General features: G+C 69.8%; 30 protein-coding genes, 1 tRNA gene and 1 riboswitch. Of the genes, 18 read left to right on the top strand and 13 right to left on the bottom strand.

Translation table 11 applies throughout. The annotated features are described in order from the left end of the window. The first annotated feature begins 4 nt into the window (after positions 1-4). The 5 genes from cobN to cobJ are packed head-to-tail and all read left to right on the top strand — an operon-like array spanning position 5 to position 6,468. Complete coding sequence (cobN, locus tag ACVWYO_RS19100) at positions 5-3,277, top strand: cobaltochelatase subunit CobN (protein ID WP_457353495.1); 3,273 nt, start codon at positions 5-7, stop codon at positions 3,275-3,277. After that, entirely contained in the window at positions 3,274-4,377 is a 1,104-nt protein-coding gene (locus tag ACVWYO_RS19095; protein WP_457353493.1) for a cobalamin biosynthesis protein CobG, read from the top strand. Before cobN ends, ACVWYO_RS19095 begins: the two co-directional genes overlap by 4 nt. After that, positions 4,377-5,006 carry a precorrin-8X methylmutase gene (locus tag ACVWYO_RS19090; RefSeq protein ID WP_457353491.1) on the top strand — a complete coding sequence of 210 codons (630 nt, stop codon included), beginning with the start codon at positions 4,377-4,379 and terminating at the stop codon, positions 5,004-5,006. Before ACVWYO_RS19095 ends, ACVWYO_RS19090 begins: the two co-directional genes overlap by 1 nt. Then, entirely contained in the window at positions 5,003-5,728 is a 726-nt protein-coding gene (cobI, locus tag ACVWYO_RS19085; protein WP_457353489.1) for a precorrin-2 C(20)-methyltransferase, read from the top strand. Before ACVWYO_RS19090 ends, cobI begins: the two co-directional genes overlap by 4 nt. Further along, complete coding sequence (cobJ, locus tag ACVWYO_RS19080) at positions 5,725-6,468, top strand: precorrin-3B C(17)-methyltransferase (RefSeq protein WP_457353487.1); 744 nt, start codon at positions 5,725-5,727, stop codon at positions 6,466-6,468. Before cobI ends, cobJ begins: the two co-directional genes overlap by 4 nt. Here the strand turns inward: cobJ and ACVWYO_RS19075 are convergent. Next, positions 6,444-7,193, bottom strand: a complete 750-nt coding sequence (locus ACVWYO_RS19075) for a cobalt-precorrin-6A reductase (protein ID WP_457353485.1) — start codon at positions 7,191-7,193, stop codon at positions 6,444-6,446. The genes cobJ and ACVWYO_RS19075 overlap by 25 nt on opposite strands. Between ACVWYO_RS19075 and cbiE the strand changes: the two genes are divergently transcribed. The 8 genes from cbiE (at position 7,192) to ACVWYO_RS19035 (ending at position 14,600) form a co-directional block, all read left to right on the top strand. Next, the gene (cbiE, locus tag ACVWYO_RS19070) at positions 7,192-8,400 is read left to right on the top strand and encodes a precorrin-6y C5,15-methyltransferase (decarboxylating) subunit CbiE (protein ID WP_457353483.1); all 1,209 of its coding nucleotides are present in this window, start codon (positions 7,192-7,194) and stop codon (positions 8,398-8,400) included. The two genes, ACVWYO_RS19075 and cbiE, sit on opposite strands and share 2 nt — an antisense overlap. Then, complete coding sequence (locus ACVWYO_RS19065; protein WP_457353481.1) at positions 8,382-8,762, top strand: cobalamin biosynthesis protein; 381 nt, start codon at positions 8,382-8,384, stop codon at positions 8,760-8,762. The genes cbiE and ACVWYO_RS19065 overlap by 19 nt, the downstream gene beginning before the upstream one ends. After that, positions 8,759-9,544 carry a precorrin-4 C(11)-methyltransferase gene (gene cobM / locus ACVWYO_RS19060; protein ID WP_457353479.1) on the top strand — a complete coding sequence of 262 codons (786 nt, stop codon included), beginning with the start codon at positions 8,759-8,761 and terminating at the stop codon, positions 9,542-9,544. The genes ACVWYO_RS19065 and cobM overlap by 4 nt, the downstream gene beginning before the upstream one ends. Next, positions 9,541-10,848, top strand: coding sequence for a cobyrinate a,c-diamide synthase (locus ACVWYO_RS19055; RefSeq protein ID WP_457353477.1), 1,308 nt, complete (start codon positions 9,541-9,543; stop codon positions 10,846-10,848). The genes cobM and ACVWYO_RS19055 overlap by 4 nt, the downstream gene beginning before the upstream one ends. Continuing rightward, the gene (gene cobA / locus ACVWYO_RS19050; protein WP_457353475.1) at positions 10,845-11,567 is read left to right on the top strand and encodes a uroporphyrinogen-III C-methyltransferase; all 723 of its coding nucleotides are present in this window, start codon (positions 10,845-10,847) and stop codon (positions 11,565-11,567) included. Before ACVWYO_RS19055 ends, cobA begins: the two co-directional genes overlap by 4 nt. Further along, entirely contained in the window at positions 11,567-12,328 is a 762-nt protein-coding gene (gene cobF / locus ACVWYO_RS19045) for a precorrin-6A synthase (deacetylating) (protein ID WP_457353473.1), read from the top strand. The genes cobA and cobF overlap by 1 nt, the downstream gene beginning before the upstream one ends. After that, positions 12,325-12,966 carry a 5,6-dimethylbenzimidazole synthase gene (bluB, locus tag ACVWYO_RS19040; protein ID WP_457353471.1) on the top strand — a complete coding sequence of 214 codons (642 nt, stop codon included), beginning with the start codon at positions 12,325-12,327 and terminating at the stop codon, positions 12,964-12,966. Before cobF ends, bluB begins: the two co-directional genes overlap by 4 nt. Before the next feature lie 70 nt (positions 12,967-13,036). After that, positions 13,037-13,274: riboswitch (cobalamin riboswitch) on the top strand. Between the two features lie 264 nt (positions 13,275-13,538). Beyond that, positions 13,539-14,600 carry a HoxN/HupN/NixA family nickel/cobalt transporter gene (locus ACVWYO_RS19035; RefSeq protein ID WP_457353469.1) on the top strand — a complete coding sequence of 354 codons (1,062 nt, stop codon included), beginning with the start codon at positions 13,539-13,541 and terminating at the stop codon, positions 14,598-14,600. A 7-nt stretch (positions 14,601-14,607) separates the two neighbouring features. Here the strand turns inward: ACVWYO_RS19035 and lysA are convergent, their stop codons facing one another. The 7 genes from lysA to ACVWYO_RS19000 form a co-directional block, all read right to left on the bottom strand. Next, positions 14,608-15,900 carry a diaminopimelate decarboxylase gene (gene lysA, locus ACVWYO_RS19030; protein WP_457353467.1) on the bottom strand — a complete coding sequence of 431 codons (1,293 nt, stop codon included), beginning with the start codon at positions 15,898-15,900 and terminating at the stop codon, positions 14,608-14,610. A gap of 42 nt (positions 15,901-15,942) precedes the next feature. Next, positions 15,943-16,203, bottom strand: coding sequence for a hypothetical protein (locus tag ACVWYO_RS19025; RefSeq protein WP_457353465.1), 261 nt, complete (start codon positions 16,201-16,203; stop codon positions 15,943-15,945). Further along, positions 16,200-16,715: an SAM-dependent methyltransferase gene (locus ACVWYO_RS19020; RefSeq protein ID WP_457353463.1), complete on the bottom strand. Its 516-nt coding sequence runs from the start codon at positions 16,713-16,715 to the stop codon at positions 16,200-16,202. Before ACVWYO_RS19020 ends, ACVWYO_RS19025 begins: the two co-directional genes overlap by 4 nt. A 43-nt stretch (positions 16,716-16,758) precedes the next feature. Then, positions 16,759-17,031: a hypothetical protein gene (locus tag ACVWYO_RS19015; protein ID WP_457353461.1), complete on the bottom strand. Its 273-nt coding sequence runs from the start codon at positions 17,029-17,031 to the stop codon at positions 16,759-16,761. Positions 17,032-17,382: 351 nt separating this feature from the next. Beyond that, positions 17,383-19,797 carry a TonB-dependent receptor domain-containing protein gene (locus tag ACVWYO_RS19010; protein ID WP_457353459.1) on the bottom strand — a complete coding sequence of 805 codons (2,415 nt, stop codon included), beginning with the start codon at positions 19,795-19,797 and terminating at the stop codon, positions 17,383-17,385. Beyond that, positions 19,784-20,746: a FecR family protein gene (locus ACVWYO_RS19005; RefSeq protein WP_457353457.1), complete on the bottom strand. Its 963-nt coding sequence runs from the start codon at positions 20,744-20,746 to the stop codon at positions 19,784-19,786. The genes ACVWYO_RS19010 and ACVWYO_RS19005 overlap by 14 nt, the downstream gene beginning before the upstream one ends. 33 nt (positions 20,747-20,779) lie before the next feature. Next, positions 20,780-21,295, bottom strand: coding sequence for an RNA polymerase sigma factor (locus ACVWYO_RS19000; RefSeq protein ID WP_457353455.1), 516 nt, complete (start codon positions 21,293-21,295; stop codon positions 20,780-20,782). A gap of 579 nt (positions 21,296-21,874) precedes the next feature. On the opposite strand from ACVWYO_RS19000, the gene ACVWYO_RS18995 reads away from it, so the two are divergent. Together ACVWYO_RS18995 and ACVWYO_RS18990 are read left to right on the top strand one after the other, a co-directional pair. Beyond that, positions 21,875-22,078 (top strand): hypothetical protein, encoded by a 204-nt coding sequence (locus tag ACVWYO_RS18995; RefSeq protein ID WP_457353453.1) that lies wholly within the window; start codon positions 21,875-21,877, stop codon positions 22,076-22,078. Between the two features lie 160 nt (positions 22,079-22,238). Continuing rightward, positions 22,239-22,634 (top strand): winged helix-turn-helix transcriptional regulator, encoded by a 396-nt coding sequence (locus ACVWYO_RS18990; protein ID WP_457353451.1) that lies wholly within the window; start codon positions 22,239-22,241, stop codon positions 22,632-22,634. Here the strand turns inward: ACVWYO_RS18990 and ACVWYO_RS18985 are convergent. The 3 genes from ACVWYO_RS18985 to ACVWYO_RS18975 form a co-directional block, all read right to left on the bottom strand. Next, complete coding sequence (locus tag ACVWYO_RS18985; protein ID WP_457355055.1) at positions 22,606-22,839, bottom strand: hypothetical protein; 234 nt, start codon at positions 22,837-22,839, stop codon at positions 22,606-22,608. The genes ACVWYO_RS18990 and ACVWYO_RS18985 overlap by 29 nt on opposite strands. Positions 22,840-23,146: 307 nt before the next feature. Beyond that, positions 23,147-23,222: transfer RNA gene (locus tag ACVWYO_RS18980), tRNA-Ala, on the bottom strand. Between the two features lie 127 nt (positions 23,223-23,349). Further along, entirely contained in the window at positions 23,350-23,667 is a 318-nt protein-coding gene (locus tag ACVWYO_RS18975; RefSeq protein ID WP_133191968.1) for an FYDLN acid domain-containing protein, read from the bottom strand. Between the two features lie 136 nt (positions 23,668-23,803). On the opposite strand from ACVWYO_RS18975, the gene aroA reads away from it, so the two are divergent. The 3 genes from aroA to cmk are packed head-to-tail and all read left to right on the top strand — an operon-like array spanning position 23,804 to position 26,021. Beyond that, positions 23,804-25,153, top strand: a complete 1,350-nt coding sequence (gene aroA / locus ACVWYO_RS18970) for a 3-phosphoshikimate 1-carboxyvinyltransferase (protein ID WP_457353449.1) — start codon at positions 23,804-23,806, stop codon at positions 25,151-25,153. Next, positions 25,150-25,398 carry a CBU_0592 family membrane protein gene (locus ACVWYO_RS18965; protein WP_457353447.1) on the top strand — a complete coding sequence of 83 codons (249 nt, stop codon included), beginning with the start codon at positions 25,150-25,152 and terminating at the stop codon, positions 25,396-25,398. Before aroA ends, ACVWYO_RS18965 begins: the two co-directional genes overlap by 4 nt. Further along, positions 25,395-26,021 (top strand): (d)CMP kinase, encoded by a 627-nt coding sequence (cmk, locus tag ACVWYO_RS18960; protein WP_457353445.1) that lies wholly within the window; start codon positions 25,395-25,397, stop codon positions 26,019-26,021. Before ACVWYO_RS18965 ends, cmk begins: the two co-directional genes overlap by 4 nt. On the opposite strand, the gene ACVWYO_RS18955 is transcribed toward cmk, so the two are convergent. Then, positions 26,022-26,354, bottom strand: a complete 333-nt coding sequence (locus ACVWYO_RS18955; protein WP_457353443.1) for a type II toxin-antitoxin system RelE/ParE family toxin — start codon at positions 26,352-26,354, stop codon at positions 26,022-26,024. Then, a complete protein-coding gene (locus tag ACVWYO_RS18950; protein WP_133188648.1) occupies positions 26,302-26,562 on the bottom strand; it encodes a type II toxin-antitoxin system ParD family antitoxin in 261 nt (86 codons plus the stop codon). Before ACVWYO_RS18950 ends, ACVWYO_RS18955 begins: the two co-directional genes overlap by 53 nt. Between the last annotated feature and the right edge of the window lie 262 nt (positions 26,563-26,824).

The raw sequence follows: 26,824 nt of genomic DNA, 5'->3' as shown, positions 1-26,824 counted from the left end.
TGCGATGCACGTCATCTTCCGCGAAACCCACGGGTTGGAGGAGAGCGCATCGCCCCGCGATCTGGGGCAGGACGCCGCCGATCTCGTGCTCCTGTCGTTCTCCGACAGCGATCTCGGCGCGTTCGCGGCCGGGTGGCGCAGCGCCGTGGCGGATGCCGGCGATGCCGCGCTGCCGAGCGTACGGCTCGCCAATCTCGCCGAGCTGACGCACCCGCTGTCGGTGGATACCTATGTCGAGCGGACACTGACGGGCGCGAAGGGGATCCTGATCCGGCTGATCGGCGGCGCGGCCTATTGGTCCTATGGATTGCAGCAGGTCGAGGCGCTGGCGCGGCGCGAGCGGATCGCGCTGGCGGTGATCCCCGCCGATGGGCGCCGCGACGAACGGCTCGAGGCCGCCTCGACGGTGCCGGTCTCGACGCTGCATCGGCTCGCGCAGCTGTGCGATATCGGCGGCGCGGCGGCGGCGCAGGCGGCGCTTGCGCAATTCGCGCTGGCCTCGGGCTGCTATATCCGGCCGGTCCATGGCGCGCGCGCCATCGCGCCGGTCGGGGGGTGGCAGGCTGGGCGCGGCATCGTCTGCCCCGCAGCGTTCGCGATTACCGCGACGCGGCCGCGCATCCTGCTCGTCTTCTATCGATCGTATCTCACCGCCGCCGATCTCGACCCGATCGCTGCGCTGCAAGCCGCGTTCGAGGCGCGCGGCTGCGACGTCCTTGCGCTGTTCGCGCCGTCGCTCAAGGACCCGGAGGCAAGCGGCTGGCTGCGACGCTGGGTCGCGAGCCTCGGGCCGGCGGCGATCGTCAACGCCACCGCTTTCTCCGCGCGCGATGACACCGGCACCACCCCGCTCGATGGGGCGGGCGTCCCGGTGTTTCAGGTCGCGCTCGCCACGTCGGATCGCGCGGCGTGGGCGGGGGCGCAGCGCGGGCTCTCGCCGGTCGATCTCGCGATGCATGTCGTGCTGCCCGAAGTCGACGGCCGCCTGTTCGCGGGCGTCGCGAGCTTCAAGGACGACGCGCCGTTCGATCGCGACCTGCAATTCGCCCGCCGCGAGCATCGTGCCGATCCCGCGCGGATCGCCGCGATCGTGGCGCGGGTGCTCGGCTGGATCACGCTCGCGCAGACCCCGGCGGCGGAGCGACGGCTCGCGATCGTCGTGTCGACCTATCCGGGCAAGACGCACCAGTTGGCGCATGCGGTCGGGCTCGACGCGATCGCCTCGGTTGCGGCGATGCTGGAGGATCTGGCCGATGCCGGCTATGCCACCGGCCCCGGCGCCGCCGATCTTCCCGCCATGCTCGCGACGCAGACGCTCGACTGGCCAGTCGCGGCGTATCGTGCAGCGTTGCTCGGGCTGCCGGCCACGTTGCGCGACGATCTCTTCGCCGCGTGGGGCGAGCCCGAGGACGACCCTTCGGTCAGCGACGGCCAGTTTCGCTTTGCCGCCTATGCCAGCGGCGAGAGCATCGTCGTGCTGCAACCCGAACGCGGACGTTCCGCAGTCCGCGCGGACGAATATCACGATGTTTCGCGCTGCCCGCGGCACGGCTACGTCGCCTTCTACCTTTGGCTGCAGGCGCGCGGCACGCACGCACTGGTCCATGTCGGCGCGCACGGCACGCTCGAATGGCTGCCCGGGAAAGCGGTCGCGCTGTCGGACGCCTGCTGGCCCGAGGCGCTGACCGGCGCGCTCCCCGTCATCTATCCGTTCATCGTCAACGATCCCGGCGAGGCGGCGCAGGCCAAGCGCCGCATCGGCGCGGTGACGATCGGCCATGTCCCCCCGCCGCTCGAGTGCAGCGGAGGTGGCGCCGGGCTTGGGCGGCTCGAAGCGTTGCTCGACGAATTCTCCAACGCCGACGGGCTCGATCCGCCGCGGCGCGCCCGGCTGCGCGGCGACATCCGCGACGAGGCGCGCGCGCTCGGGATCGACGGCGTGCTCGGGCTCGACGCGGCGCGCTCGGATGCCGAGGCGATCACGCGGATCGACACCTTCGTCTGCGACGTAAAGGACAGCCAGTTCGGCGACGGGCTCCACGTCTTCGGTCGCGAGCACCAAGGTGCGGCGGAGCGCGACGGGCTGCTCGCCGCGCTCGACGGTCGGCGCGTGGCGGCGGGGCCGTCGGGCTCGCCGTGGCGCGGGCGAAGCGACGTGCTGCCGACCGGCCGCAACCTCTACACGACCGATCCGCGCGCGGTGCCGTCGCGCTCGGCGCACGCGCAGGGCGTGCGGCTCGCCGACGAACTGATCCGCCGTCATTTGCAGGATCAGGGCGACTATCCGCGCGCGCTTGTCATCGACCTGTGGGGATCGGCGACGATGCGCACCGCGGGCGCGGAGTTCGCGATGGCGCTTCATCTGCTCGGCGCAGAGACGGTGTGGGACATGGGGTCGGAGCGCGTGACCGGGGTCGAGATCCTGCCGCTGCTGCTGCTCGACCGGCCGCGGATCGACGTGACGCTGCGCATATCCGGCCTGTTCCGCGATGCCTTCCCAACGCTGTGCGCGATGTTCGGCCAAGCGGTCCGCGCGATCGCCGCACGCGACGAGCCCGCTGATCGCAACCCGTTCGTCGGCACACCGGCCGCCGCGCGCGTGTTTGGCCCCGCACCCGGACGCTATGGCGTCGGCCTGGGCGACACCGTCGATATCTACACGCCCGAGGCACGCCGATCCGCGGGGGAAGCGTGGCTCGCCGCGTCGTCGCACGCGTTCGATGGCCAAGCCGAACGCGCGGATCCCGCCGGGATCCGCGCGCGGGTCGCCGCCGCCGATCTGTTCGTCCATGTCCAGGACCTGCCCGAAACCGACCTGCTGCTCGCCGCCGATTATGCCGCGCACGAAGCCGGCTTTACCGCCGCGCAGGCGGTAACGGGCGGGAATGCGACCGCCTATCACCTCGATGCGACCGATCCCGATCGCCCGCGCGCGCGGCCGCTTCCCGAAGAAATCGCCCGCGTCGTCCGCGCGCGTGCTGCGCATCCGGGCTGGATCGCCGGGATGATGCGGCACGGCTATCGCGGCGCGGCCGAGATTGCGGCGACGCTCGATCATCTTGGCAGCTTCGCGCATCTGGCGGGCGCGGTGACGCCTGAGTCGTTCGACCTCTATTTCGACGCGACGTTGGCGCGCGACGATGTCCGCGCATTCCTGGCCGCCGCAAACCCGGGTGCGCTCGCGGCGATGGAGGCGCGGTTTGCGGCACTGCGCGCGGCGGGGCTGTGGCAGACGCGGCGCAATTCGATCCTCGCGCAACTGGACGGCGCGGCATGAGCGCGGTGCGTGGCTGGTGCCCGACCGCGTGGCGGCCGATGGCGGCGGGCGACGGCTTGCTGGTCCGCGTTCGGCCGCGGCTCGGGCGGCTCGACCGCGAGCAGATGCTGGGCCTGTGCGCAGCGGCGGTGCGGCATGGCAACGGCCAGATCGACGTGACCAACCGGGCCAACCTCCAAATCCGCGGGGCTACCGATTCCAGCTGGCAAGCGCTTGTCGGCGCGCTCGTGGACATGGCTTTGGTCGATCCCGATCCACAGCGTGAAGCACGCCGGGCGATCCTCGTCGCGCCCAACTGGCAGACGGGCGACGATACGCATCGCATCGCTACCGAACTCGACGTACGGCTCGCAGACCTGCCTGACTTGCCAGGCAAGGTTGGCTTCGCGATCGACGCCAGCCCTGCGCCGGTCCTGGCGCAAGCTCCCGCCGATTTTCGCATCGAACGCGCCGCGACGGGCGGCCTGATCCTGCGGGCGGAAGGCCGCGAAACCGGGGTGGCCATCGCAATGGGCTGCGAAGTCGATGCGCTGATCGCGCTCGCCACTTGGTTCGTCGCCACCTGCGGCGCGGAGGCCGGTCGGATGGCGCGCCATACCGCACCGCTCCCCGACTGGGCAGCCAGCGAAGATTGCCCGGCCCCACCCGCACCCCCGATCGCCCCCGGCCGCCATCCGCTCGGCGCCGCGCAGCCGCTCCCCTTCGGCCGGATCGATGCCAAATCCTTCATCGCGATGCTGGCCACCTCTCCCGCCAGCGCCGTCCGCACCACCCCATGGCGCCTGCTGCTGATCGAAGACGCGGAGCATGACCCCGCCCCCGACCCACTCGCCACGACCGACGCCTGTGTCGGCGCGCCCGCCTGCCCGCAAGCCAGCGTCGCGACACGCGACCTCGCCATCCGGCTTGCCCCATTCGTTACCGGCCCGCTCCACGTCTCGGGATGCGCCAAGGGCTGCGCGCGCGCCGCCCCCGCCGCCGTCGTGCTGACCGGCCGCGACGGACGCTACGACCTCGCGTTCGACGCCCGCGCCGGGGCGCCGCCGGCGCGCGCGGGCCTCGACGTGCGCCAGATCCTCGACCATTTCGGAGCCGCCTGATGCCGCATGTCTATGAGACCGATGGCGCCGCAATCTATCGCCAGTCGTTCGCCACGATCCGCGCCGAAGCCGCGCTGTCGCGCTTCGATCGCGACGAGGAACCCGTCGCGGTGCGGATGATCCACGCCGCCGGGCTGGTCGAGCTCGCGGCGCAGATCCGCTTCTCGCCCGGCTTCGCCAGCGTAGCGCGGGCGGCGCTTCAAGCCGGCGCGCCGATCCTGTGCGACGCGCGCATGGTCACCGAAGGGATCACGCGTGCCCGCCTCCCCGCCGAAAATCCCGTGATCTGCACGCTCCACGCCCCCGAAACGCCCGAGCGCGCGAGCGCGATGCGCAACACGCGCTCGGCCGCCGCGCTCGAACTGTGGCGCCCGCATCTCGCCGGCGCGCTGGTCGCGATCGGCAACGCGCCGACCGCCTTGTTCCATCTGCTCAACATGCTCGAAGACCCGGCCTGCCCGCGTCCCGCCGCGATCATCGGCTGCCCGGTCGGCTTCGTCGGCGCGATGGAATCGAAGGCGGCGTTGTGGGCGGAGCAGCCGGTGCCGTGCGTGATCGTCGAGGGGCGGATGGGCGGCAGCGCGATCACCGTCGCCGCGATCAATGCGCTGGCGAGCCGCGCCGAATGACCAACGGCACCATCCACGGCGTCGGCCTCGGCCCCGGCGCGCAGGATCTGATGAGCGTACGCGCCGATCGGCTGGTGCGCGCCGCGCGCCACATCGCCTTCTTCCGCAAGGCCGGGCGCCCCGGCCATGCCCGCCGCATCGTCGAGGGGATGCTCCGCGACGATGCGATCGAATTCGCGATGGAATATCCCGTCACCACCGAGATCCCGCTCGCCGACCCGCGCTACAACGCGCAGCTGAGCGGCTTCTACGCCGAGTGCGCGCAACAGCTCGCGACGCTGGCGCAGGGCGGCGCGGATGTCGTCGTGCTGTGCGAGGGCGATCCGTTCTTCTACGGGTCGTTCATGCACCTCCACAGCCGCCTGACCGGAATCGTGCCCGTCCAGGTCGTCCCGGGCATCACCGGCATGTCGGGCGCGTGGACCGCCAGCGCGCGCCCGATCACCTGGGGCGACGACGTGCTGACCGTGCTGACCGCGACGCTGCCCGAGGACGAGCTTGCGCGCCGCATCCGCGGTACCGACGCGCTGGTGGTGATGAAGATCGGCCGCCATCTCGGCAAGTTGCGCCGCGCGGTCGCCGCTGCGGGGCGCGAGGATGCCGCCTGGCTGGTCAAGCATGCCGCGATGCCCGACCAGCGCGTCACGCGGCTGGTCGATGCCGGCGCGGTCGCCCCCTATTTCGCGATCCTGCTGATCCACGGGCAAGGGCGGCGGCCGTGACCGGCTGGCTCGCCATTGCCGGGCTCGGGCCGGGCGACGCTGGTCTGGTGACGCCCGAGGTCAGCGCGGCGCTCGCCGAGGCGACCGATGTGATTGGCTACATCCCCTATGTCGCGCGCGTCGCGCCGCGCGACGGGCTGACGTTGCATCCTTCCGACAATCGCGTCGAGCTTGACCGTGCCCGGCACGCGCTAGACCTCGCGCTGGCGGGGCATCGCGTCGTGGTCGTGTCGTCGGGCGATCCCGGCGTGTTCGCGATGGCGGCGGCGGTGTTCGAGGCGATCGAGCAGGGCGCGCCCGAATGGCGGACGCTCGACGTCCGCGTGCTTCCCGGCATCACCGCGATGCTCGCCGCCGCCGCGCGCGCCGGCGCGCCGCTCGGCCACGATTTCTGCGCGATCAACCTCTCGGACAATCTCAAGCCGCAGGCGATCATCGATCGCCGCGTGCGGCTCGCGGCGGAAGCCGATTTCGCGATCGCCTTCTACAATCCCCGTTCGAGGGCGCGGCCCGATGGGCTGGTCTCGGCGCTCGCCATCCTGCGCGAGACCTGTGCCGATCAGCGCCCGGTGCTGTTCGCGCGCGCCGTCTCGACGCCCGACGAGCATTTGGAAGTCGTCGCGCTGCCCGAGGCCCGGGCCGAGATGGCCGACATGCGCACGGTCGTCATCGTCGGGTCGAGCCGCACGCGGATGATCGCGGGGACCCGCTTCCTCTATACGCCGCGGTCGGCGGCATGACCGATCCAGGCCAGCACCGCGGCGACGTCGTGGACCTCGGTTCGTTCGGGAAGCCACGGGCGATCGATCATCACGACCGGCACACCGAGGCTGCGCGCAGCGATCAGCTTCGCGTGGGCGCCGGTACCGCCGGCATCCTTGCAGACGACCAGATCGATCGCATTCTCCCGCAGCAGCGCGACATCGCCAGCGACCGTGAAGGGCCCGCGATCGACGACCAGCCGACAGTCGGGCGGCGCAACGGCCTCGGACGGCATATCGACGAACCGCAGCAGATAGCGATGCTGCGGTTGCGCCGCGAAGGTCGCGACATGCATTCGCCCCAGCGCGAGCATCACATTTCGGCGCGGACCGGCGAGCGCGGCGACCGCACCGGCGATATCGGCGACGCGGGTCCAGCGATCGCCATCCTCTTCGACCCAGCCGGGACGGCTCAGCGCAATGTTCGGAACCCCCGCCTGTGCCGCGGCGGAGACGGCGTTCGCGCTCATCTGCGCCGCGAAAGGGTGCGTCGCATCGACCAGATGCGTGACACGTTCCGCGCCCAGCCACGCCACCAGACCCGCTACGCCGCCGAAACCGCCGATCCGCACCGCCACCGGCTGCGGCTTCGGACGGGCGACGCGTCCGGCATAGCTCAGCGTCGCGCGCACGCCGCGTTCGGCGAGCGCGGTCGCGAGCGCGCTGGCTTCGGTCGTTCCGCCAAGGATCAGGACGTGCGTCATGGCTGAGGGTGTCGGCAATCCGTGGCTGACGATCGTCGGGATCGGCGAGGATGGACCGGCAGGCCTGTCCGCGGCAAGCCGCGATGCGATCGCGCAGGCTGATTGGTTGACGGGGGCCGCGCGACACCTCGCCTTGCTCCGCGATCCCGGTTGCGAAACGGCATGCTGGCCCGTCCCGTTCGCCGACGGCATCGCGCCGTTGCTCGCGCGGCGCGGGAGCCGGGTGGTGATGCTCGTGTCGGGCGATCCGTTCTGGTTCGGCGCGGGGTCGGTCGTCACGCGGCAGCTGGCGCCGCACGAATGGGTCGCGCACCCTGCCCCGTCGAGCTTTGCGCTGGCCGCGGCGCGGCTCGGCTGGGCGATCGAGGAGACCGAATGCCTTGGCCTCCACGCCGCGCCGTTCCAGCGGCTGCGCCAGTATCTCGCCCCCCGCCGCCGCGTGATCGTCACGGTTCGCGATGGCGCGGCGGTTGCTGGGCTGGCGGGTTATCTGACCGGCCGTGGCTTCGGAGACAGCGCGTTGTGGGTCCTCGAGGCACTCGGCGGGCCGCGGGAACGCATCCGTCAGACCAGCGCTGCGGCAGAAGCGTTCGCCGACATCCAGCATCCGGTCGCTGTCGGGATCGAGGTTGCCGGTTCGGGCGCGGTTCTGCCAGCCGCCAGCGGCCGATCCGATGATTGGTTTGCGCATGACGGGCAGATCACCAAGCACCCGGTTCGCGCGCTCACGCTATCCGCGCTCGCTCCACGTCCGGGCGAATTGCTGTGGGACATCGGCGCGGGATCGGGATCGATTGCGATCGAATGGCTGCTCTGCGCCCCATCGATGCGCGCGCTGGCGTTCGAAGCCGACTCGACCCGCGCCGCCCGCGCGCGCGACAACGCCGCCGCGCTCGGCATGGATCGGCTGCGCGTCATCGAAGGTCGCGCGCCCGACAGGCTCGTCGACCAGCCCGTCCCCGACGCGGTCGTGATCGGCGGCGGGCTGTCCGAAGCCTTGCTCGTGTGGCTGTGGCAGCACTTGCCGACAGGCACGCGGCTGGTCGCCAATGCCGTCACGCTCGAATCCGAGGCGCTACTCGCGCTGTGGCAGGGCCGCAAAGGCGGCGACCTGTTGCGGATCGAGCTCGCGCGCGCTGCCCCGATCGGGACGCGACGCGGCTGGCGTTCGCACTATCCGATCGTGCAGTGGAGCGTGACGCTGTGATCGTCGCCGGTTTCGGCTATCGAACCGGCGCGTGCGTGGACTCGCTGTCTGCAGCGCTCGACCTGGCGCGCGGCACGCATCCGCCGGTCACCGCGCTTGCGGCGCCAGCCGACAAAACCACGCTGCTCGCCGCGCTCGCCGAAACCCTCGGCATCCCCTTGATCGCCGTTTCATCGGCAACATTGCGCGCCACGCCGACCCCGACCCGATCCCCCGCCAGCCTCGCCGCGCGTGGCGCGGGGAGCGTCGCCGAAGCCGCCGCGCTCGCCGGGGCTGGCCCCGGCGCACGCCTGATCGCGCACCGCCATATCTCCCCCGACCGCATGGCCAGCTGCGCCATCGCCGAAAGACTCGATCCATGACCGTCCATTTCATCGGCGCCGGCCCCGGCGCGCCCGACCTGCTGACGCTGCGCGGGCGCGACCGCATCGCCGGATCGCCGGTCTGCCTCTATGCCGGCTCGCTCGTCCCGCCGGCATTGCTCGACCATTGCCCGCCCGGCGCGCGCATCGTGAACACCGCGCCGCTGTCGCTCGACGCGATCATCACCGAAATCGCGGCGGCGGATGCGGCGGGCCAGGACGTCGCGCGGCTCCATTCGGGCGATCTGTCGATCTGGTCGGCGATGGGCGAGCAACTCCGCCGGCTGCGTGCGCTCGACATACCGTTCACGATCACGCCGGGCGTCCCCGCCTTCGCCGCCGCCGCTGCCGCGCTAGAGGCCGAGCTGACGCTGCCCGGCCTGACGCAGTCGGTCGTGCTGACGCGCACCCCCGGCCGCGCGAGCACGATGCCACCCGCCGAGCGCCTCACCACCTTCGCCACCACCGGCGCGACGCTCGCAATCCATTTGTCGATCCACGCGCTCGACCGCGTCGTCGCCGACCTGCTCCCGGCTTATGGGCCGGACTGCCCGGTCGCGATCGTGTGGCGCGCAAGCTGGCCCGACGAGCGGATCGTCCGCGCGACGCTCGCGACGATCGCGGCGGCCGCGGCGGATGGCCCCGAGCGCACCGCGCTGATCCTCGTCGGCCCCGTGCTAGCGGCGGACGATTTCGTCGAAAGCAGCCTCTACGCCGCCGGCTACGACCGCCGCTTCCGCCCGCAAAGCGCCACCTCCCCCTTCAGCGAGTCCGCGGCATGACCCCCGGCCTGATGATCGCCGCGCCCGCCTCGGGCACCGGCAAGACGACGGTGATGCTCGGGCTGCTCCGCGCGTTCCGCGACGACGGCTTGAGCGTCCAGCCGTTCAAGAGCGGCCCCGATTATATCGACCCCGCCTTCCACCATGCGGCGAGCGGCCGGCGATCGTTCAACCTCGACAGTTGGGCGATGCCCGAGCCGATGCTCCACAGCCTCGCCGCCAGCGCGCGTGACGCCGATCTCGTGCTCGCCGAGGGATCGATGGGATTGTTCGACGGCGTCGCGGCGGCGGGCGCGACGGGCAACGGCGCGAGCGCCGACGTCGCGCGGCGGATGGGATGGCCGGTCGTGCTCGTCATCGATGTGTCGGGCCAGGCGCAATCCGCCGCCGCCACCGCGCTCGGCTTCGCACGCTACGATCCGGACCTGCGGATCGCGGGCGTGATCCTCAACCGCGTGGCGAGCCCGCGCCACGACCGGCTCGCGCGCAGCGGGATGGAAGCGGCAGGCATCCGCGTGTTCGGCGCGCTGCCGCGTCGGACCGACCTCACGCTGCCCGAACGGCATCTGGGGCTGGTGCAGGCCGGCGAACATGCCGATCTCGACGCGCGCATCACGCATTACGCGACCTTCCTGCGCGAGCATGTCGATCTCGCCGGATTGCGCGACGCGGCTTTCGCCAAACCTCACACTGCGTCTGAAGAATGGCGTTTCGCACCCCCCGCACAGCGCATCGCGCTCGCACAAGATGCCGCCTTTTCGTTCACCTATCCGCATATCCTCGATGCGTGGCGCAACGCCGGCGCGGAGATCCTACCCTTTTCCCCACTGGCCAATCAGGCGCCCGACGCGCGCGCGGATCTCGTCTGGCTGCCCGGCGGCTATCCCGAACTCCATGCCGGTCGCCTCGCCGCCGCAGCGACCTTCCACGCCGGCCTCGCCGAGCAAGCCCGCACCCGCGCGATCCACGGCGAGTGCGGCGGCTACATGGCACTCGGCGAGGCGCTGATCGACGCGGACGGGACCAGCCACCGGATGGCGGGGCTGCTCGGGCTCGTCACCAGCTATGCGAAACGCAAGATGCATCTGGGCTATCGCCATGCCACGCTGCTCGCGCCGATGGCCGGGCTGCCCGAAAGCACGGCGCTGCGCGGCCACGAATTCCATTATTCGACGATCCTCGATCAGCCCGACGCCGCGCTCGCGCATGTCGTCGACGCCGAGGGCACGGCCGTCGCCGAAGCCGGGTCGTATCGCGGTCGCGTCTCGGGGACCTTCTTCCACCTGATCGCGCCCGCGCAGTGAGCGGCTTCGTCTCCTTCGTCGGATCGGGCCCGGGCGACCCCGAACTGCTGACGCTGAAAGCCGTCGCGCGGCTGCAGGCGGCCGATGTCGTGCTGTTCGACGATCTCTCCTCGGGCCCGCTGCTCGGCCATATCCGCCCCGGCGCCGAGCTTGTCGCGGTCGGCAAGCGCGCCGGGCGAGCCTCGCCGAGCCAGGCGCACGTCTCGCAACTGCTGGTCGATCATGCCGCGACCGGCGCGCGCGTCGTCCGGCTGAAGTCGGGCGACCCGGCGATCTTCGGCCGGCTCGAGGAAGAGATCGTCGCACTCCGCGCCGCAGGGATCGCGTTCGAGATCGTCCCCGGCGTCACTTCCGCCTCGGCGGCCGCCGCCGCTGCGGCGATCCCGCTCACCCGCCGGCTCAGCGCGCGGCGGGTGCAGTTCGTCACCGGGCACGACGTCACCGGCGGCTTGCCCGGCGCGCTCAACATGGCCGCGCTCGCCGACGCCGAGGCGACGACGGTGATCTTCATGCCCAAGCGCACCTTCGCCGCGCTCGTCGCGCGCCTCGTCGAGCACGGCCTGCCGCCGACCACCCCCGCCTTGCTCGCCGAGAATGTCGGCCATCCCGACCAGCGGCTGCTCCGATCGACCATCGCAGCGCTCGCACAAAGCCTTGCCACCGACATCGGCACTGCGCCCGCGCTGATCCTTTACGGCCCGCTGATGGAGGAAGCGTGATGATCGACCTCGCTCTGATCGGCATCGGCACGGGAAATCCCGATCATCTCACCCGCCAGGCCGAGGCGGCGATGAACGCCGCCGACCTGATCCTGCTCCCACGCAAGGGTGACGCCACGTCGGACCTGATCGACCTGCGCCGCACGCTCTGCGCCACCGCGCTGACGCAGCCGGTGCGGATCGTCGAGTTCGATCTGCCGGTCCGCGCCGCGACCGGCGAGTATCTCGCCGCAGTGGGCGATTGGCATGATGCGATCGCCGCGACCTGGGCAACGCAGATCGCCGAGCATCTGCCGCACGGCGGTCGGCTTGCGCTCCTCGTCTGGGGCGACCCTTCGCTTTACGATAGTACGCTGCGGATCGCCGAGCGGCTGCGCACCGATGGCATGTCGCTGCGCGTGCAGGTCATCCCCGGCATCACCAGCCTGCAGGCGCTGACCGCGGCGCATGCGATCCCGCTCAACACGCTTGGCGCGCCGGTTGTCATCACCACCGGTCGACGGCTGCGCGATCACGGCTGGCCCGAGGCGACCGACAGTCTCGCGGTGATGCTCGACGGCGATTGCGGCTTCACCACGCTGGCGCCGGAGGGCGTCGCGATCTGGTGGGGCGCGTATCTCGGCATGCCGCAGGAGGCGCTGCTCGCCGGCGCGCTTGCCGACGTCGCCGACGCGATCGTGCTGCGCCGCGCGGCGTTGCGCGCCGAGCATGGCTGGATCATGGACACCTATCTGCTGCGCCGGGCAGTGAAAGCGCCATGACGCCACCGTGCTTCGATGATGCGTTCGTTGCGCGACTGGATGACCTCTTCCGCTGGCGGCGGGACGTCCGGCATTTCGAAACGCGGCCGATCCCCGAATGCGATCTCCACGACCTGATCGCCACGGTCGCCCTGGCGCCGTCGGTCGGCAATGCACAGCCCTGGCGGATCGTCCGCATCCGCTCGCAGGGGTTGCGCGACACGCTTGCCAGGCATGTCGATGCCACCAGCTGCGCCGCGGCCGATCGTATCGCCGACCCGGGGCGCCGTGCGCACTATGCCATGCTGAAGCTGCATGGCCTGCGCGAAGCCCCCGAGATCCTGGCGGTGTTCAATGCGCTCGATCCCCTTGCGGGCTACGGACTCGGCCGCGCGACGATCGCCCAAACGCTCCGCGATTCGACCGTCACCGCGATCCATACGCTCTGGTTGGCGGCGCACGCCCGTGGATACGGCCTTGGGTGGGTGTCGATCCTCGATCCCGAAGCCGTTGCAGCGCTGCTCGACGTGCCGGCAACGTGGTCGTTTGTCGCCTTGCTATGCCTCGGCACTCCGCTGGCAGCGTCGGACGTTCCCGAGCTCGAACGCCGCGACTGGCAGGCACGCGAACCGCTTGCCGATCGCCTGTTCGAACGCTGACGATGCGCGCTTGCTCGTGCACCATCGTTTCGATACGCCATCAATCGAGGCGAACGGTCGACGTGACCGGCCGCCTCGCGACCACGCTGGTGTCCCGTGAGGGACTTAAAAGGGAACGCGGTGAGGGGCTTGCCCCGAAGCCGAGGCTGTCCCTGCAACTGTAAGCGGCGAGCCCGCTGCACATCGCCCCCGTCGTTGCGACGAGGGCAGCCACTGGGACGGACACGCGTGCGTGATCGCCCTGGGAAGGCCGTGCAGCGTGGCGGTGACCCGTGAGCCAGGAGACCTGCCGGCGTGGGTCGCTCTTGCCTTGGTCCAGGGGATGGCCGCGGCACGGTGAAGTCCGTCGAGCGACGAAGGTGCGGGGGGCCGCACGAACAGGCGTGCCGGTCGCGATGGCGTCCGGACGGCACGACTGCCGCCGTTCACACGGAAGGCCCGCCGGTTTCGTCCGACGCCGGGGGACTTTTCATGCCATGTCGATCGTACGGCGCGGATCGGGAGACGACCGCGCACCCATGTGGGTCAAGCGCGCGGCCTGCCCGCCCTTCATCAGGGTGGGAAACCGTCCGATGACGGCACGCGAGCCCCACCACGGGCGGCGCTTGCGGGCGCGTATCGTCGCCTTGTTCACCCTGCTCCTCGCGGCGAACATCGGCGCATGGATCTGGGCCGGCAGCCTGTTCCATGCCGCTCCCGCCATGCTCGGCACCGCGCTGCTCGCCTGGACGCTGGGGCTGCGCCACGCGGTCGATGCCGATCACATCGCTGCGATCGACAACGTCACGCGCAAACTGATGCAGGACGGCACGCGGCCGATCAGCGTCGGCCTGTGGTTCGCGATCGGCCACAGCGCGGTGATCCTGATTGCTTCGGTCGCAATCGCCGCCACCGCCAACGCGCTCGCGCAGTTCGAGACGCTCAAGGCGGCGGGGAGCGTCATCGCGACGCTCTTCTCCGCCGGCTTCCTGTTCGCGATTGCGGCGATCAACCTCGTCATCCTGCGCTCGGTGTGGAAGACCTTCCGCTACGTGCGCGACGGCGGCAGCTATGACGCCGACGATCTCGACGTGCTGCTCGCCGGCAAGGGCCCCCTCTCCCGCCTGTTCCGGCCGTTGTTCCGGTTGATCACGCGTCCGTGGCACATGGCGCCGCTCGGCTTCCTGTTCGGCCTGGGCTTCGACACCGCGACCGAAGTCGCGATCCTCGGCCTGTCGACCGCGCAGGCGGCGCACGGCTTTTCGTTTGCCGCGGTGCTGGTATTCCCCGCGCTGTTCGCGGTCGGGATGGCGCTGGTCGATACCGCCGACGCGATCCTCATGCTCGGCGCCTACGAATGGGCGTTCGTCCGGCCGATCCGCAAACTCTATTACAACGTCACGATCACCGCGGTGTCGGCGCTGGTCGCGGTGATGATCGGCGGGATCGAGACCACCGCGCTGCTCGCCGACAAGCTCAATCTGTCGGGCGGGGTATGGGACGTGGCGACCGGACTCGGCAGCCATCTCAACCTGCTCGGCTTCTGGATCATCGGGCTGTTCGCGAGCGCGTGGATCGTCAGCTTCCTGATCTATCGCTGGATGCGCTTCGACGAGATCGCGGTCCGCGAGCCGCCTTCCGCGCACGCCCCCTAGCGAGGCCTCAGGCGACCTTGCGCGGAACGGCCGCGTCGTCCGTCATCCAGGGCGGAAGATGCTGCGCGGCGAGCATCGCTGCGGGCGCGATCCGGTCGGCCACGACGGCGAAGCGATTGCCGTCGACCAGCACCTCGGGCACCAGCGCGCGACAATTATAGGTCGAGGCCATCGTCGCACCGTAAGCGCCCGCGGTGCGGAACACCGCCAGATCGCCCGCCACGACCGCATCGATCTCGCGCGCCATCGCGAAAGTATCGCCACTTTCGCAGACCGGACCGGCGATATTGGCGGTCATCCGCTCCCCGCTTGGCCGGACCGCACCGAAATCGTGATAGGCGTCGTAGAGCGCGGGGCGGGCAAGATCGTTCATCGCGGCATCGACGATGACATAGGGATCGACCGCGCCGGGCTTCACCCACAGCACTTCGGTCAGCAGCACGCCGGCATCGCCCGCGATGAAGCGGCCCGGCTCGAACAGTACCGTCACGTCCCAGTTGCGCGTCACGCGGGCGACCATCGCGCCATAGGCCGCCGGGCTCGGCATCACCTCCCCCGGCCGGTACGTCACACCAAGCCCGCCGCCCAGATCGACATGCGTGATCGCGTGCCCGGCCGCGCGAAGCTCGGCGACAAGTTCGCCGATGCGCGCATAAGCGGCTTCGAGCGGCCCCAGATCCGACAGCTGGCTGCCGATATGGATCGCGATCCCATGCAGGTCGAGCCCGTCGAGCGGCGCCAGCCGCGCATAGATCGCGCCCGCATCCGCGATCGCGACGCCGAACTTGTTCTGCTTGCGGCCAGTCGAGATCTTGGCGTGGGTGCCGGCATCGACATCGGGGTTGACCCGCAGCACCGCCGGCGCCCGCTCGCCGCGCGCTGCGGCCATACCGGCAAGGACGACGCCCTCCTCTTCCAGCTCGAGATTGAACTGCCCGATTTCGGCATCGAGCGCGGCGGCGAGCTCGCGCCGCGTCTTGCCGACCCCCGAAAAGATCAGGCTGCGCGCCGGCATCCCCGCCGCCAGCGCGTGGAGCATTTCGCCTGCCGAGACGATATCGGCGCCATAGCCTTCGGCAGCGAGCAGCGTCAGCACGGCCAGATTGGGATTGGCCTTGACCGCAAAGGCAAGCTGCTTGCGTGGCACCGCCGCCAGCCCGGCGCGGAACGCGCGGGCGGAGGCGCGAAGCGCCGCGGTCGAATAGACATAGGCCGGCGTGCCGACCGCAGCCGCGATCGCGGGCAGCGGCACGTCCTCGACATGGAGGACGCCGTCGCGACAGTCGAAAGGGAGAGACATAGGGATTCCATCGTGCAGAGGGGACGCGGTCGATCGTGCGGATCAGGCGTCGCGATCGCGCGGGCGCCGGTGGCGGCGATCGCGGATCGCCTGGGCAAGCAGGCGGTGTCGGCTGCGCTCGACGCGCAGCGCGGCGGGGACGCGCTTGCCCTGGACGATGAGCACGAGACCGGCTAGCATCAGGATGAAGGCAGCGAGACCCGCGCCGATCTGTGTCTCGAAGCCCTCCGTCATTCGGACGACGCTGGCCACGGCGACGAGTGCGACGCCGAGCCCGCGCCAGAAGCGGTCGCGATGCGTCATGCCGCGATCCACTCCGTCGGGTGATCCGCAATCACGGCATGCCCCGCGCAGCGCGCCGCGCGTTGGGTACAGATTGCGGTGTCGTCCGGGGTGCCGGTGGCGCCGTGCCACAGCACGATGTCGGCAGGAAACGCGCACTCCTCGCCCAACGCCGCGATCGGCTCGCCCCGCTCGAAGACGATGCCGATCGCCGGATCGCGCACCGCGGCGGCCGCGGCGCGCGCGCGGCCGATCAGTGCGGGGGCCGTGGCGATCCCGCGCCCCTCGATCGCGGTGAACCCCAGCGCGCGCGCGAAGCGCACCGCGCACAGCAACAGCGTCCCCGCCCCGCAATCGGCGTCGACGATCCGCACGCTGCAGCGCTTGGCGGCGCGCAACGCGGAGAGCGCCGCTGCAACCTCGGGCCAGCGCGTATCGCGACAGCGCGGGCGGCGGGTGGCGCTCCCGCGCTTGGGTGACGCGCGGCGCGCGCGGATGGGCGCATCGATCCCATATTCGGCGACATGGGTCATCGCCCTGCACCCCGGATCGCGCTGCGGATGAGAGCGGGGCGCATCAGGCGGCCCTGCGATGGTGCTGCGCGGTTTCCCACGGCTGGACCGGCGCGAAGGGGATCGTCGGGACCAGCGGCATCGCCGCCATCACGATCGTGCCACCGGGAAAGGCGTGGAGTTCGCCCCGCGCGAAGCCCATCGCCGCGGTGCGTGACACGAAGCGCCCCTCGAGCGTGCCGCCATCATCCTGCACCAGCCAATGGCCGGCGCGATCCTGTCCGACCTTCAGGACCGGGCGCGCTTGGTCGGGCTCCGGGTTGAGAGACGCTATCATGGCTACGCTTCCTCATGCTGATCCGCCGTGCCGCGCGCGCACCGTGAAGGTGCGAGGGGGGAGGACAGGCTTGCAGCGAAGCAGATAGGGCGCGACTGCATAAAGGGGCGATGCGGATTGGCCGCGGGGGGCATAGAATCGGCATAAGTGCCGGCGCCCATTTTACGGAACGGCCCAGCCGGCGCTTGAGCGACCGGCCGGACACGCCCCCCTTCGGACAGCGCGATATACCGCTCAACCGCGCCGCCCGCGACGGCGCGACGTCCCGTGACCGCCCCAGTCCAGCGCCGGGTCTCCGGCTGGAAGCAGGGCCGAGCGCGGCAGGCTCGCAACGGGCCAGCGCCCGACGGCTTAGAACGCCTGATCGACGCCGAGCCGGACGCTGCGCGGTTGCAACGGGGTGATCTCGTCATGATCGCGCAGCAGGAACGGCGAGCCAAAGGCGAAGCGGTTGCCGCGCTTGTCGAACAGATTGGTAACCGCAAGGCTGATCCCGTGGCGCGGCGGACCGACGCGGAGCTCTGCGCCGGTATCCCAATAGCCTCCCTGCGGCTTTGCGAGGATCGTGCCGATGCCCAGCGTCGAATGGCCGATATATCGGCCGAAACCGGTCAGCTGGAGCGCCGTCGTGCCAGCGAGGCGGCGCCGGTAGGTCAGACCGATCCGGCCGCTCGCGTCGGCCACGTTGGGCAAGCGGCTCGACTGCAGCGTGGCCCCGTCGAGCGCGATCGCAGCGGGCGTGAACGCGATCACCCGGCTATCGTTGATATAAAGCGCGCCATCGAGCTCGAGCCCGTCGACCGGGCACCATTTCGCGGCGAGGCCGAGCGACAGCAGGCGCCCGTCGCCGATGTTCGATGTGGTCGGGAAGCCCAGCCTGTCGATCAGATCGGCCTGGATGTTCGTCCACATCGTCAACGCGGCGCCGACGCTCAGGTCGAGCCGGCGTGTGTGGCGCCGCACGCCGACCTCCAGCGAGCCGAGGCGATCCCCCCTGAAATGCTCGATATAGTCCTCTCGCACCGCGATCCCGCCGGGCCGGAAGCCCTGCTGATAGCGCGCGAACAGCGTCCAGCTGCCGTCGATGCGATAGGCGATTGCGGTCGATGGGAGGAAGCGCGTCTCGCTCCGCGACGACTCCGCGCCCGGATCGACCCGCAGCGCAATCGCGGGCACGGCATCAAGCGATTGGCCCCACAGCCGAACCGTTGTCAGGCGCCCGCCAAGCGTCACCGTCACGCGCGGCAGCGGCGCGAACGTGCCTTCGCCATAGACCGTCGCTTCTTGCGCCGCGTTACGCACGCCGGTCAGCGGTGCCGGCGCGAGCGATCCTGCGACGCCAAGATACGTCCGGCGATTGAGGCTCGCGCGATTGCTGAGCAGGCTCAGCCCGACGATCCAGCCGGTGCCGTCACGGCTGTGGCGAACGATCCGGCCCTCGGCCGAGACCAGCTCGATATGGTTCGTATGTCCGACCGCGGCGATTGGACTGCTCGTCCTCGGATCGACGGGCGACGTGACGGCGTCGGCCAGTTCCAGCGCGTCGAAAATCTCCGCCACGCTTTGTCGGCTATAGCTCAACGACGCCGTGACATCGAGCGTGCCCGACCGTTTGCGCGCAACCACCTCCGCCAGGGCGTAGCGGTCGTGATAGGGCCGCGCGATTGCGCTGGCACGGGTCAGGCCATTGCCGCCGCGGTCGGCATATTGCGCATCGTCACCGTGGATGCTCTGGCCGACGCCGTCGAGATCGGCGGTCCATCCGTCCCCGGGCTCGATCCGCACTCCAAGCCGTCCGCCGAGGGTGCGCACGCGATTGGTGTTCTTCACGCCACGCTGCACGTCGTCGATATAGCCGGCATCGCTCGACGCGAAGACGAGGGCGCGCACTGCCGCGCGATCGGGCAGCACGGGGATATTGAGCACGGCACCGCCATCGCCGCCCACGCCACCGTGCTGCACCGCCTGGACGCCGGCCCAGGTTTGCCCGCCGAATGTGGTGAGCTCCGGCGCGTGCGGCACGACGCGCACCACGCCGCCCAGCGACCCCGCCCCGTAAAGCGTGCCCTGCGGCCCCTCCAGCACCTCGACCCGATCGACATCGTACAGGCGCAAGCTCGGATCGGGCGCACTGTAGGTGATGCGGCTGTTGCCCCAATATTGCCCGACCGTCGCCTGTGTTCGCCCGGTGAAGCTCGAATCGGCGATGCCGCGGATGAACAATTTGTCGCGGCCCGGGCCAAGATGTGTCGAAGCGACGCTGGCAAGCAGCGTTTCGAGCAGATCATTGCCATGCCCCGCCGCGGCTGCGCTCACGTTTCGGCCGTCGATGATCTGTACGCCGCCGGGATAGGCGGTGAGCGGAATGTCGCGCTTCGATCCCGTTACCACGATATCGCGCGCCTCGGTTTCGGCCCTCGCCTGTGCCACCCGCGTGCCGGCCACCGCTGCCGAGGCGGCGGCGGACGGTGCCGCTTCGACCAGATAGGTCGCCGGGGCGACGCGGCGCGCGCGCAGGCCGGTGCCCTTCAGCATGCGAGCGAGCGCCTGCGCCGCGGTCAGCCGACCGCGCGCGCGCCGCACCAGGATCGCCGCGAGGTGCGCCTCCCGAAAGCCGATACTCGTGCCGGTCTGGATGCTCAGCGTATGGACCGCCTGCGCCAGCGGTGCGGCGCCGACATCGACCGAGGCGGCGTTGTCCTGTGCCAGCGCAGGAGTCGCCATGCAGGCCGCGGCAAGCGGCCAGAGTACCCTACGGTGCAGCATCGGTCACGGTCATTGCCCAGCCCTCGTTCACGCGGATGAAGCGAACGCCGAGTAAGGGGCCGGCCCGATCGAGCGTCCGTTGCGCGATGCTGGTCAAGGTCACGGTCCCGCTGAAGCGCAGGCCGCGCGCCTTGCCGGACACGCTTATCGGCGCGCCGATGTTACGGCTCAAATCCCGCGCGACGCGCTCGACCGGCGCATCGTCGTAAGAAAGCCGTCCGTTACGCCAGCTCCCGACGGACTCCGGAGTCGCCCTGCCGAGCTGCGGCGGCGCGGTCGCGTCCGCGCGCGTCAAGATGGTCCCGGCCTGCAGGCAGATATTGTCGGTGTCGGGCGCATAGACCACCGCGCCCTGCGCCACCGCGACGTCGAGCGCGCCGCCGTTGCGGACGACATCGAACACCGTTCCGGCATCGACCAGCCGCGTACCGCCAACCGTCAGGACGAAGGGATCGCGGGGATTGTGGTGGATGGTGAACAGCGCTTCGCCAGTTGCAAGCGTCACGGCGCGCGGCCGGTTTGCATCGAACGCGATCCGCGTATTGGCGTTCAGGGTCACCGTCGAGCCATCGGCCAGTGCGATGCTGCGATGCTGGCCCAGTCCCGTAGCGATCTCCTTGCGCGCGGCGGCGGGACCGGGCGCGACCCAGCTGCCGACACACGCGAACGCTGCAGCGCCGGCCGCCGCGCCACCGACCATCGCCCAGCGGCGACCGACCCGCGGCCGCGGATGCGCATCGACCGGGATCGCCGGTGGCGGCGGCGGCGTGCGCAGCGCCGCTTCCGCCCAGGCATCGTCCGCGACCGCGGCGTCATAAGCGGCGAGATGCGCAGGATGGCGTTCGAGCCAGTCGGTCAGGCCGTCCCAGTCGGCGAACGATGCGTCGTGGATGCCGAGCACCCACCGGCGGGCCGTCTCTTCGACCGTTGCGACATCAGGTGCGCTCATGACCATCTCCCCCCCGAGACGGATTGGTATCGCTCATTCCGCATCGAGTTTTACCTTTAAGGCGGCGAGCGCTCGATAGGCCTTCTGCAGATCCTTCTCGACCGAACTCAGACTGACCCCCAACGCTTCGGCGATCGACGCCTGATCCTCGCCCTCGAGCCGGTAACGCCGAAAGACGCGATCGACGCGTGTCCCCTGCGCGGCAAGCACCGACTCGGCCTGGCGCAGCCGTTGCCGCGCGATCAGCGTGCGTTCGCCGCCTGGAAGGTCGGTCGGCGCATCACCGGCGGTGTGCCATTCGTGGTGCCGTCGTTCCCGGCTGAGATCGGATCTACGCCGGTCGCGCATCAGATTTTCCGCGGCGCGAAAGAGATAGGAGATAGGGTCGGCAATCGGCTGCCCCGTCGATGCGGCAACGCGCTGCCACAGATCCTGAAGCACGTCCTCGGCCTCGTCGCCGGCGCCGCGTACCGCGAGAAACCGTAACAATCGGGCACGCTCGTTGAGGATCAGGCGTTGCAGCCCGCTTTCCTGCCGTTCTGCATCCATTTCGAAAACCAGGGTCCATCGTCATGCTGCGTCGTGCGCCGCGCCAACCGCCGCACGGCGCATCGGAGCCGACACGGCCGTCCTGCGTCGGGTGTTCGCGGCTCTAGAACCCTGAGACCGGCCTTGCCAAGTCCCTTGCATAACACAAGTCTATAACGAGAGTTGGTTTGCCACGATACGCCGCAAAGAATCTGCTGTGCCGGCGTTTGCATGCTGTTTTGGCGCGCGTTCAGCGCACGAAACAGGCGGCGATAATGCGGTTGGGCCGGTTACCCCTCGCCCGTCGGGACGCGTAGCGGAGGTGCCGGCGCGTCGATGGTGTGGCGCTACGCCCGATCCTCGCTGGTCGACATGGCGCCACCGCCATCGGCCGCTGGCGTCAGGGGCCAGCGGCATATCGCAAGGACGGCGGGACCGCTTACCGCCCCCGACGCCGCGCCCGAGCCCGCCGCGCGGCAAAACGCCAGCCCCCGAAAAACGCTTACGGGTTTCCCGCCGACGCTCCGTCTCTGTCGCATGAGCCACCAGCGGATCGCGAAAGACACCGCCTTGCATACCACCGCACGCCCTATCCCCGACATGCCGAAAACAGGCTGGGATCCATTCGGCGGCGTCGCGATCAAGGCCGGAGGCGTGCCCCCCAACGACCTTTTCCGCCGGTTCCACCTCGCCCGCGCGGCCGATCGCACCGTCGCGCTCGGGATCGCCTGCGACGCGGTGTGCGACCCCCTCGCCTCGGCACCGCCCCTGTCGCGCGGGCCGCGGCGCCGTCCGGACGCATGACCGCCAAGGCGGCGCACATCCTGGAGCGCGAGGGCGAGCCCGATGCGCGTGCCACGCCCTGCATCGGCGGCGGCCAAGGGATCGCGATCGTTCTCGGATCAATCGAATAACAGCCATGCCCGACGGCGGAATGGCGGCGGGACAACGATAAGGACGCACGGTGCACGAATTCGGCACACCCCTCTACTACGATACGGCCAGCACGCCGCTCGCCGCGCCGACCCGCGAGGAAATGGCGCTGCTCGATATCTTCGCGCGGCGCTGGACGATGCTCGCCGTGCGCCTCCTGATGTCGGGCCCGCTCCGGTTCGGCGGGCTGTTCGACCAGCTGCCCGGGATCAGCCGAAACGTGCTCACCCAGCGTCTCCGGGAACTTCAGAAGGTCGGTATGATCCGCCAGCGCCGGCTGCCGCCTTCCGGCCGGGTGCAGGTCTATGAGCTGACCGAATGGGGCCATCGCGGCATGGCGATGTTCCAGGCGCTCGCCGGTTGGGCGGAGCGTGACGACGCCGCACCCTCTGCGAACGTTATCCCACAGCATCCCGGTCCTGGCTGATCGCGCTACGGCGGCGTGCATACCGGCGCGATGGCGCGGCTATCACCCGGCCCCGCCGATTCGACGTCCCTTCGACCCGCTCGATCGCGCCCGCGCTGGCTACGCCGCCGCCCACGATGCAAAACGTCGCAACACGACACGTGACGTCACGCAGTTGCATCACGCCGAGCAGCGTGACGATCGGGCGCGCGCCGGTCGCACCGATCGGATGCTCCCGATCCGCCGGTCGGACGCCCCCGACTCGAAGCTGGTCGATCGAATCGGCCGCCTCTTCGGCTTCGGCCGGCGGGGGGCAACGATCGCTTGGCTGACGCAGAGTATTCCAGCCTCGCTTCGGGGCAAGCCGACATCGTCCGCGCGAACAATAAGGCGCGCGCGGGCGGCGCTTTTTCCGGCGCCGGGCGCGCGATCGCCCGAAACCTGAAGCGGAGGGTGTAAGGAGAAGCTTGGAAGCTGCGCCATCGGCAGTCTTACCGGAACGCTGCGATCAATCGCGCGCTATATATTGGAAATGGTGGAGCCGAGGGGGATCGAACCCCTGACCTTTCGCATGCCATGCGAACGCTCTCCCAGCTGAGCTACGGCCCCATCGTATTCTGGAAAGAGGTCCGAAACCGGAACCTCTTTGCGGGAAGGCGTCGCCCCTACCGAGGCGACGCGCCCTTGGCAAGCGGTCTGAGTGCCGCTTGCCATAAAAACATCAATTACCTGTGGATCAATGCTCGTCTTCGCTCTGCGGCGCTTCCACGCCGAGATCGTCGTCGCCGCCTAGATCGACCTCGTCGTCGGGCGAGGGCTCCTCGTCTTCACCGGTATCGATATCCTCGTCGTCGCCGGCGAGATCGTCGTCCTTCTTGACCAGCTCGGGCTTGGCCTGCTCGAACGGCAGCGGCTGCTTCGACTTCAGGATCGGCTCGGGCTCCCAATGCGCACCGCAATTGATGCAGGTGACGGGGTCGTCCTTGCCAAGATCGTAGAAACGGGTGGCGCATTTCGGGCACGTACGCTTCGTGCCCCATTCCGGCTGGATCATATGCCGATTGAACCTTTTGTTGAGCCGGCGGGCGTTGCGGCCCTGGGCTGATAGGAAGCGGGTCTCGCGACCCGTTGGGCCGCAAAGTGGTGCGCGCCTTGCCATAGCGCAAGCGCACTGTCAAAGCGCAGCCCCGATGACACACCCTACGCCGATCGCCCGCGAAATCCAACCATCCGGCCCGCTTACCGGCCGCGTCCGCGTGCCGGGCGACAAGTCGATCAGCCACCGCTCGCTGATGCTCTCTGCGCTGGCGGTCGGCACCAGCCGGATCGAGGGGCTGCTCGAGGGCGAAGACGTGCTCGCCACCGCCGCCGCGATGCGCGCGATGGGCGCGACGATCACGCGGAGCGACGACGCGGTGTGGAGCGTCCAGGGCGTCGGCGTCGGCGGGCTGCTGCAACCGACGACCGCGCTCGAGATGGGCAATTCGGGCACCTCGACGCGCCTGCTGATGGGGTTGGTCGCAAGCCATCCGATCACCGCGACCTTCATCGGCGACGCCTCCTTGTCGAAGCGGCCGATGGGGCGCGTCATCACGCCACTGTCGCAAATGGGCGCCGATATCACGTCGAGCCCGGGCGGCCGCCTGCCGCTGATGCTGCGCGGCCTGTGCCCCGCCATCCCGATCACCTACACGCTTCCCGTCGCGTCGGCGCAGGTGAAGTCGGCAGTGCTGCTCGCCGGTCTCAACACGCCCGGGATCACCCGCGTCATCGAGCCGATCGCAACGCGCGACCATAGCGAGCGGATGCTGCGCGGCTTCGGCGCGACCGTCACGGTCGAACCGTCGCCGCAGGGCCGCATCATCGAGATCACCGGCGAGGCCGAGCTCAAGCCGCAGCAGATCGTTGTGCCGGGCGACCCCTCCTCCGCCGCGTTCCTGGTCGTCGCCGCCACGATCGTGCCGGGATCGGACGTGGTGATCGAAAATGTCGGTCTCAACCCGACGCGCGCCGGGCTGTTCACCGCGCTCCGCCTGATGGGTGCGAGCATCGAAGAGCAGAAGCCCCGCGACGTCGGGGGCGAACCCGTCGCCGATCTGCGGGTCCGCCACGCAGCACTCACCGGGATCGAGATCCCGCCCGATCTCGCGCCGAGCATGATCGACGAATATCCCGTGCTGTTCGTCGCCGCCGCCTTCGCCACCGGCCGCACGATCGCGCGCGGCGCCGACGAACTGCGCGTCAAGGAATCAGACCGGATCGCCGCAATGGCCGCCGCGCTGGGTGCGATCGGCGCGCGGGTCGAGGAGGTCGAGGACGGCATGATCATCGACGGCACCGGCGGCGACCCGCTGCCCGGCGGCGCGACGATCGCGACGCTGCTCGACCACCGCATCGCGATGAGCATGGCTGTCGCCGCTTTGCATTGCCGCAAGGGGAATGCCGGCGGCGGAATCACGCTCGACGACGCGTCCCCGGTCGCGACGAGCTACCCTGCCTTCTTCGACCAGATCGCGCAGTTGCAGAGCGGCGGCGCATGATCGATTCGCATACCGCCGACCTGGTCGGCTTCGTCGGCGCGATCGTCATCCTCGCAGGTTTCGCCTACCAGACGCTGCGCAATGCCGCGCCGAACCTGCTGTCGACCGGCCTGAACTTTGTTGGCGCTTCGCTACTCGCGCTCTCGCTCGTGGTGAACTACAACCTGCCGGCGCTCGCCCTCGAACTGGCCTGGGCCGCAATCGCTCTCATTGGATTGGTACGCATCTTGGCTAGACGCCGATGATTATTGCTGTCGACGGACCCGCCGCCTCGGGCAAGGGCACGATCGCGCGGGCGCTCGCACGCTATTACGGCCTCCCACACCTCGATACCGGTCTGCTGTATCGCGCGGTGGCGGCGAACGTGCGGCGGCTCGAACTCGACGCCGCGGTCGAGGCCGATGCGGTCGCCGCGTGCGACTTCGAGGATTCGCTGCTCGAGGACCCGTTGCTGCGCAGCGATGCGATCGGCTCGCTCGCCTCGGTCGTCTCGGCGCATCCGCTAGTGCGCGCGTCCTTGCTTCAGCGCCAGAAGCGTTTCGCGCAGCAGCCCGGCGGCGCGGTCCTCGACGGGCGCGACATCGGCACCGTCATCGCCCCCAACGCCGACGCCAAACTGTTCGTGCGCGCCACCCCCACCATCCGCGCCAAGCGCCGACACGCCGAGTTGCGGTCGCACGGATCGCTGATCAGCATCGACAAGGTGCTCGCCGACATCCGCGCGCGCGACTTGCGCGATTCGACGCGGTCGAACGCCCCGCTCGTCCCCGCCAACGACGCGGCATTTCTCGACACGAGCTTTCTCTCGATCGAGGCGGCGGTCCAGCGTGCCATCGACATCGTCGAGTCGAGAATCACCCGCGATTGATCATACTGGGTTGGACGTCCAATCTTCGTGTCCGTGACGGACCCGCAAGATCAGGATCCCATCTTCCTCCAATCGATAGATCACGACATGCGCCTTGTACCGATGCGCACGCATCGGCGGCACGATCTCGGTTCGCTCCCGCGCTGCGCGCGGATAGGATGCCAAAAACGTGAGCGTCTGCGCCATGCCAGCGCTGTACTCGTCGGCCTGGGCTATGCCGAATAGCTCCGCCCCCCGGATGTATATTTCGTCGAGGTCGCGCCTTGCCGGCTGCGAAAGCCTATAGGGCATCGCTACCGTCGCGCGCGAGGAAACGCCGGCGAGCTTCAGCAAACACGTCTTCCGCTGTCAGATCGGAGACTCCACCTTCCAGGGCTTCGTCGACCATCCTCTGCATGTTGGCGATCTTATCCACCCGAACCTGCTCCCGCCGGATCAGGTCGCGGACGACATCGCTGCTGTTGCCGAACCGCCCCGTCGCAGCTTGGGCCTCTACCCAATCCTTCATCGCATCGGGCAGGGAAATGTTCATCGTGGCCATGTGAGTCTCCGCTCTCGAAGATCTCACAATGCCAATCTTTGTCAACGCCGACGCGACTTGATCCCCCTCCCCCGCTCGGCTATAGACGCGAGGTCCGGCGAGCGGTGCTCGCGGAGGCTGGCGCGACAGGCATGTCCTCTCGCGCCCTTTTCGCATTTAGCGAGTTGCCCGCCCCCGCGAACGTCAATCGGCGGATGTCGGCCCGGCATTCGGCTGTTCCGACACATAGGCCAAGACCGCCGGAGACAACCGGCTGGCCGGA

This window comes from Sphingomonas sp. UYP23, from assembly GCF_054059235.1.
This window is presented reverse-complemented; position numbering and strand designations above follow the sequence as displayed.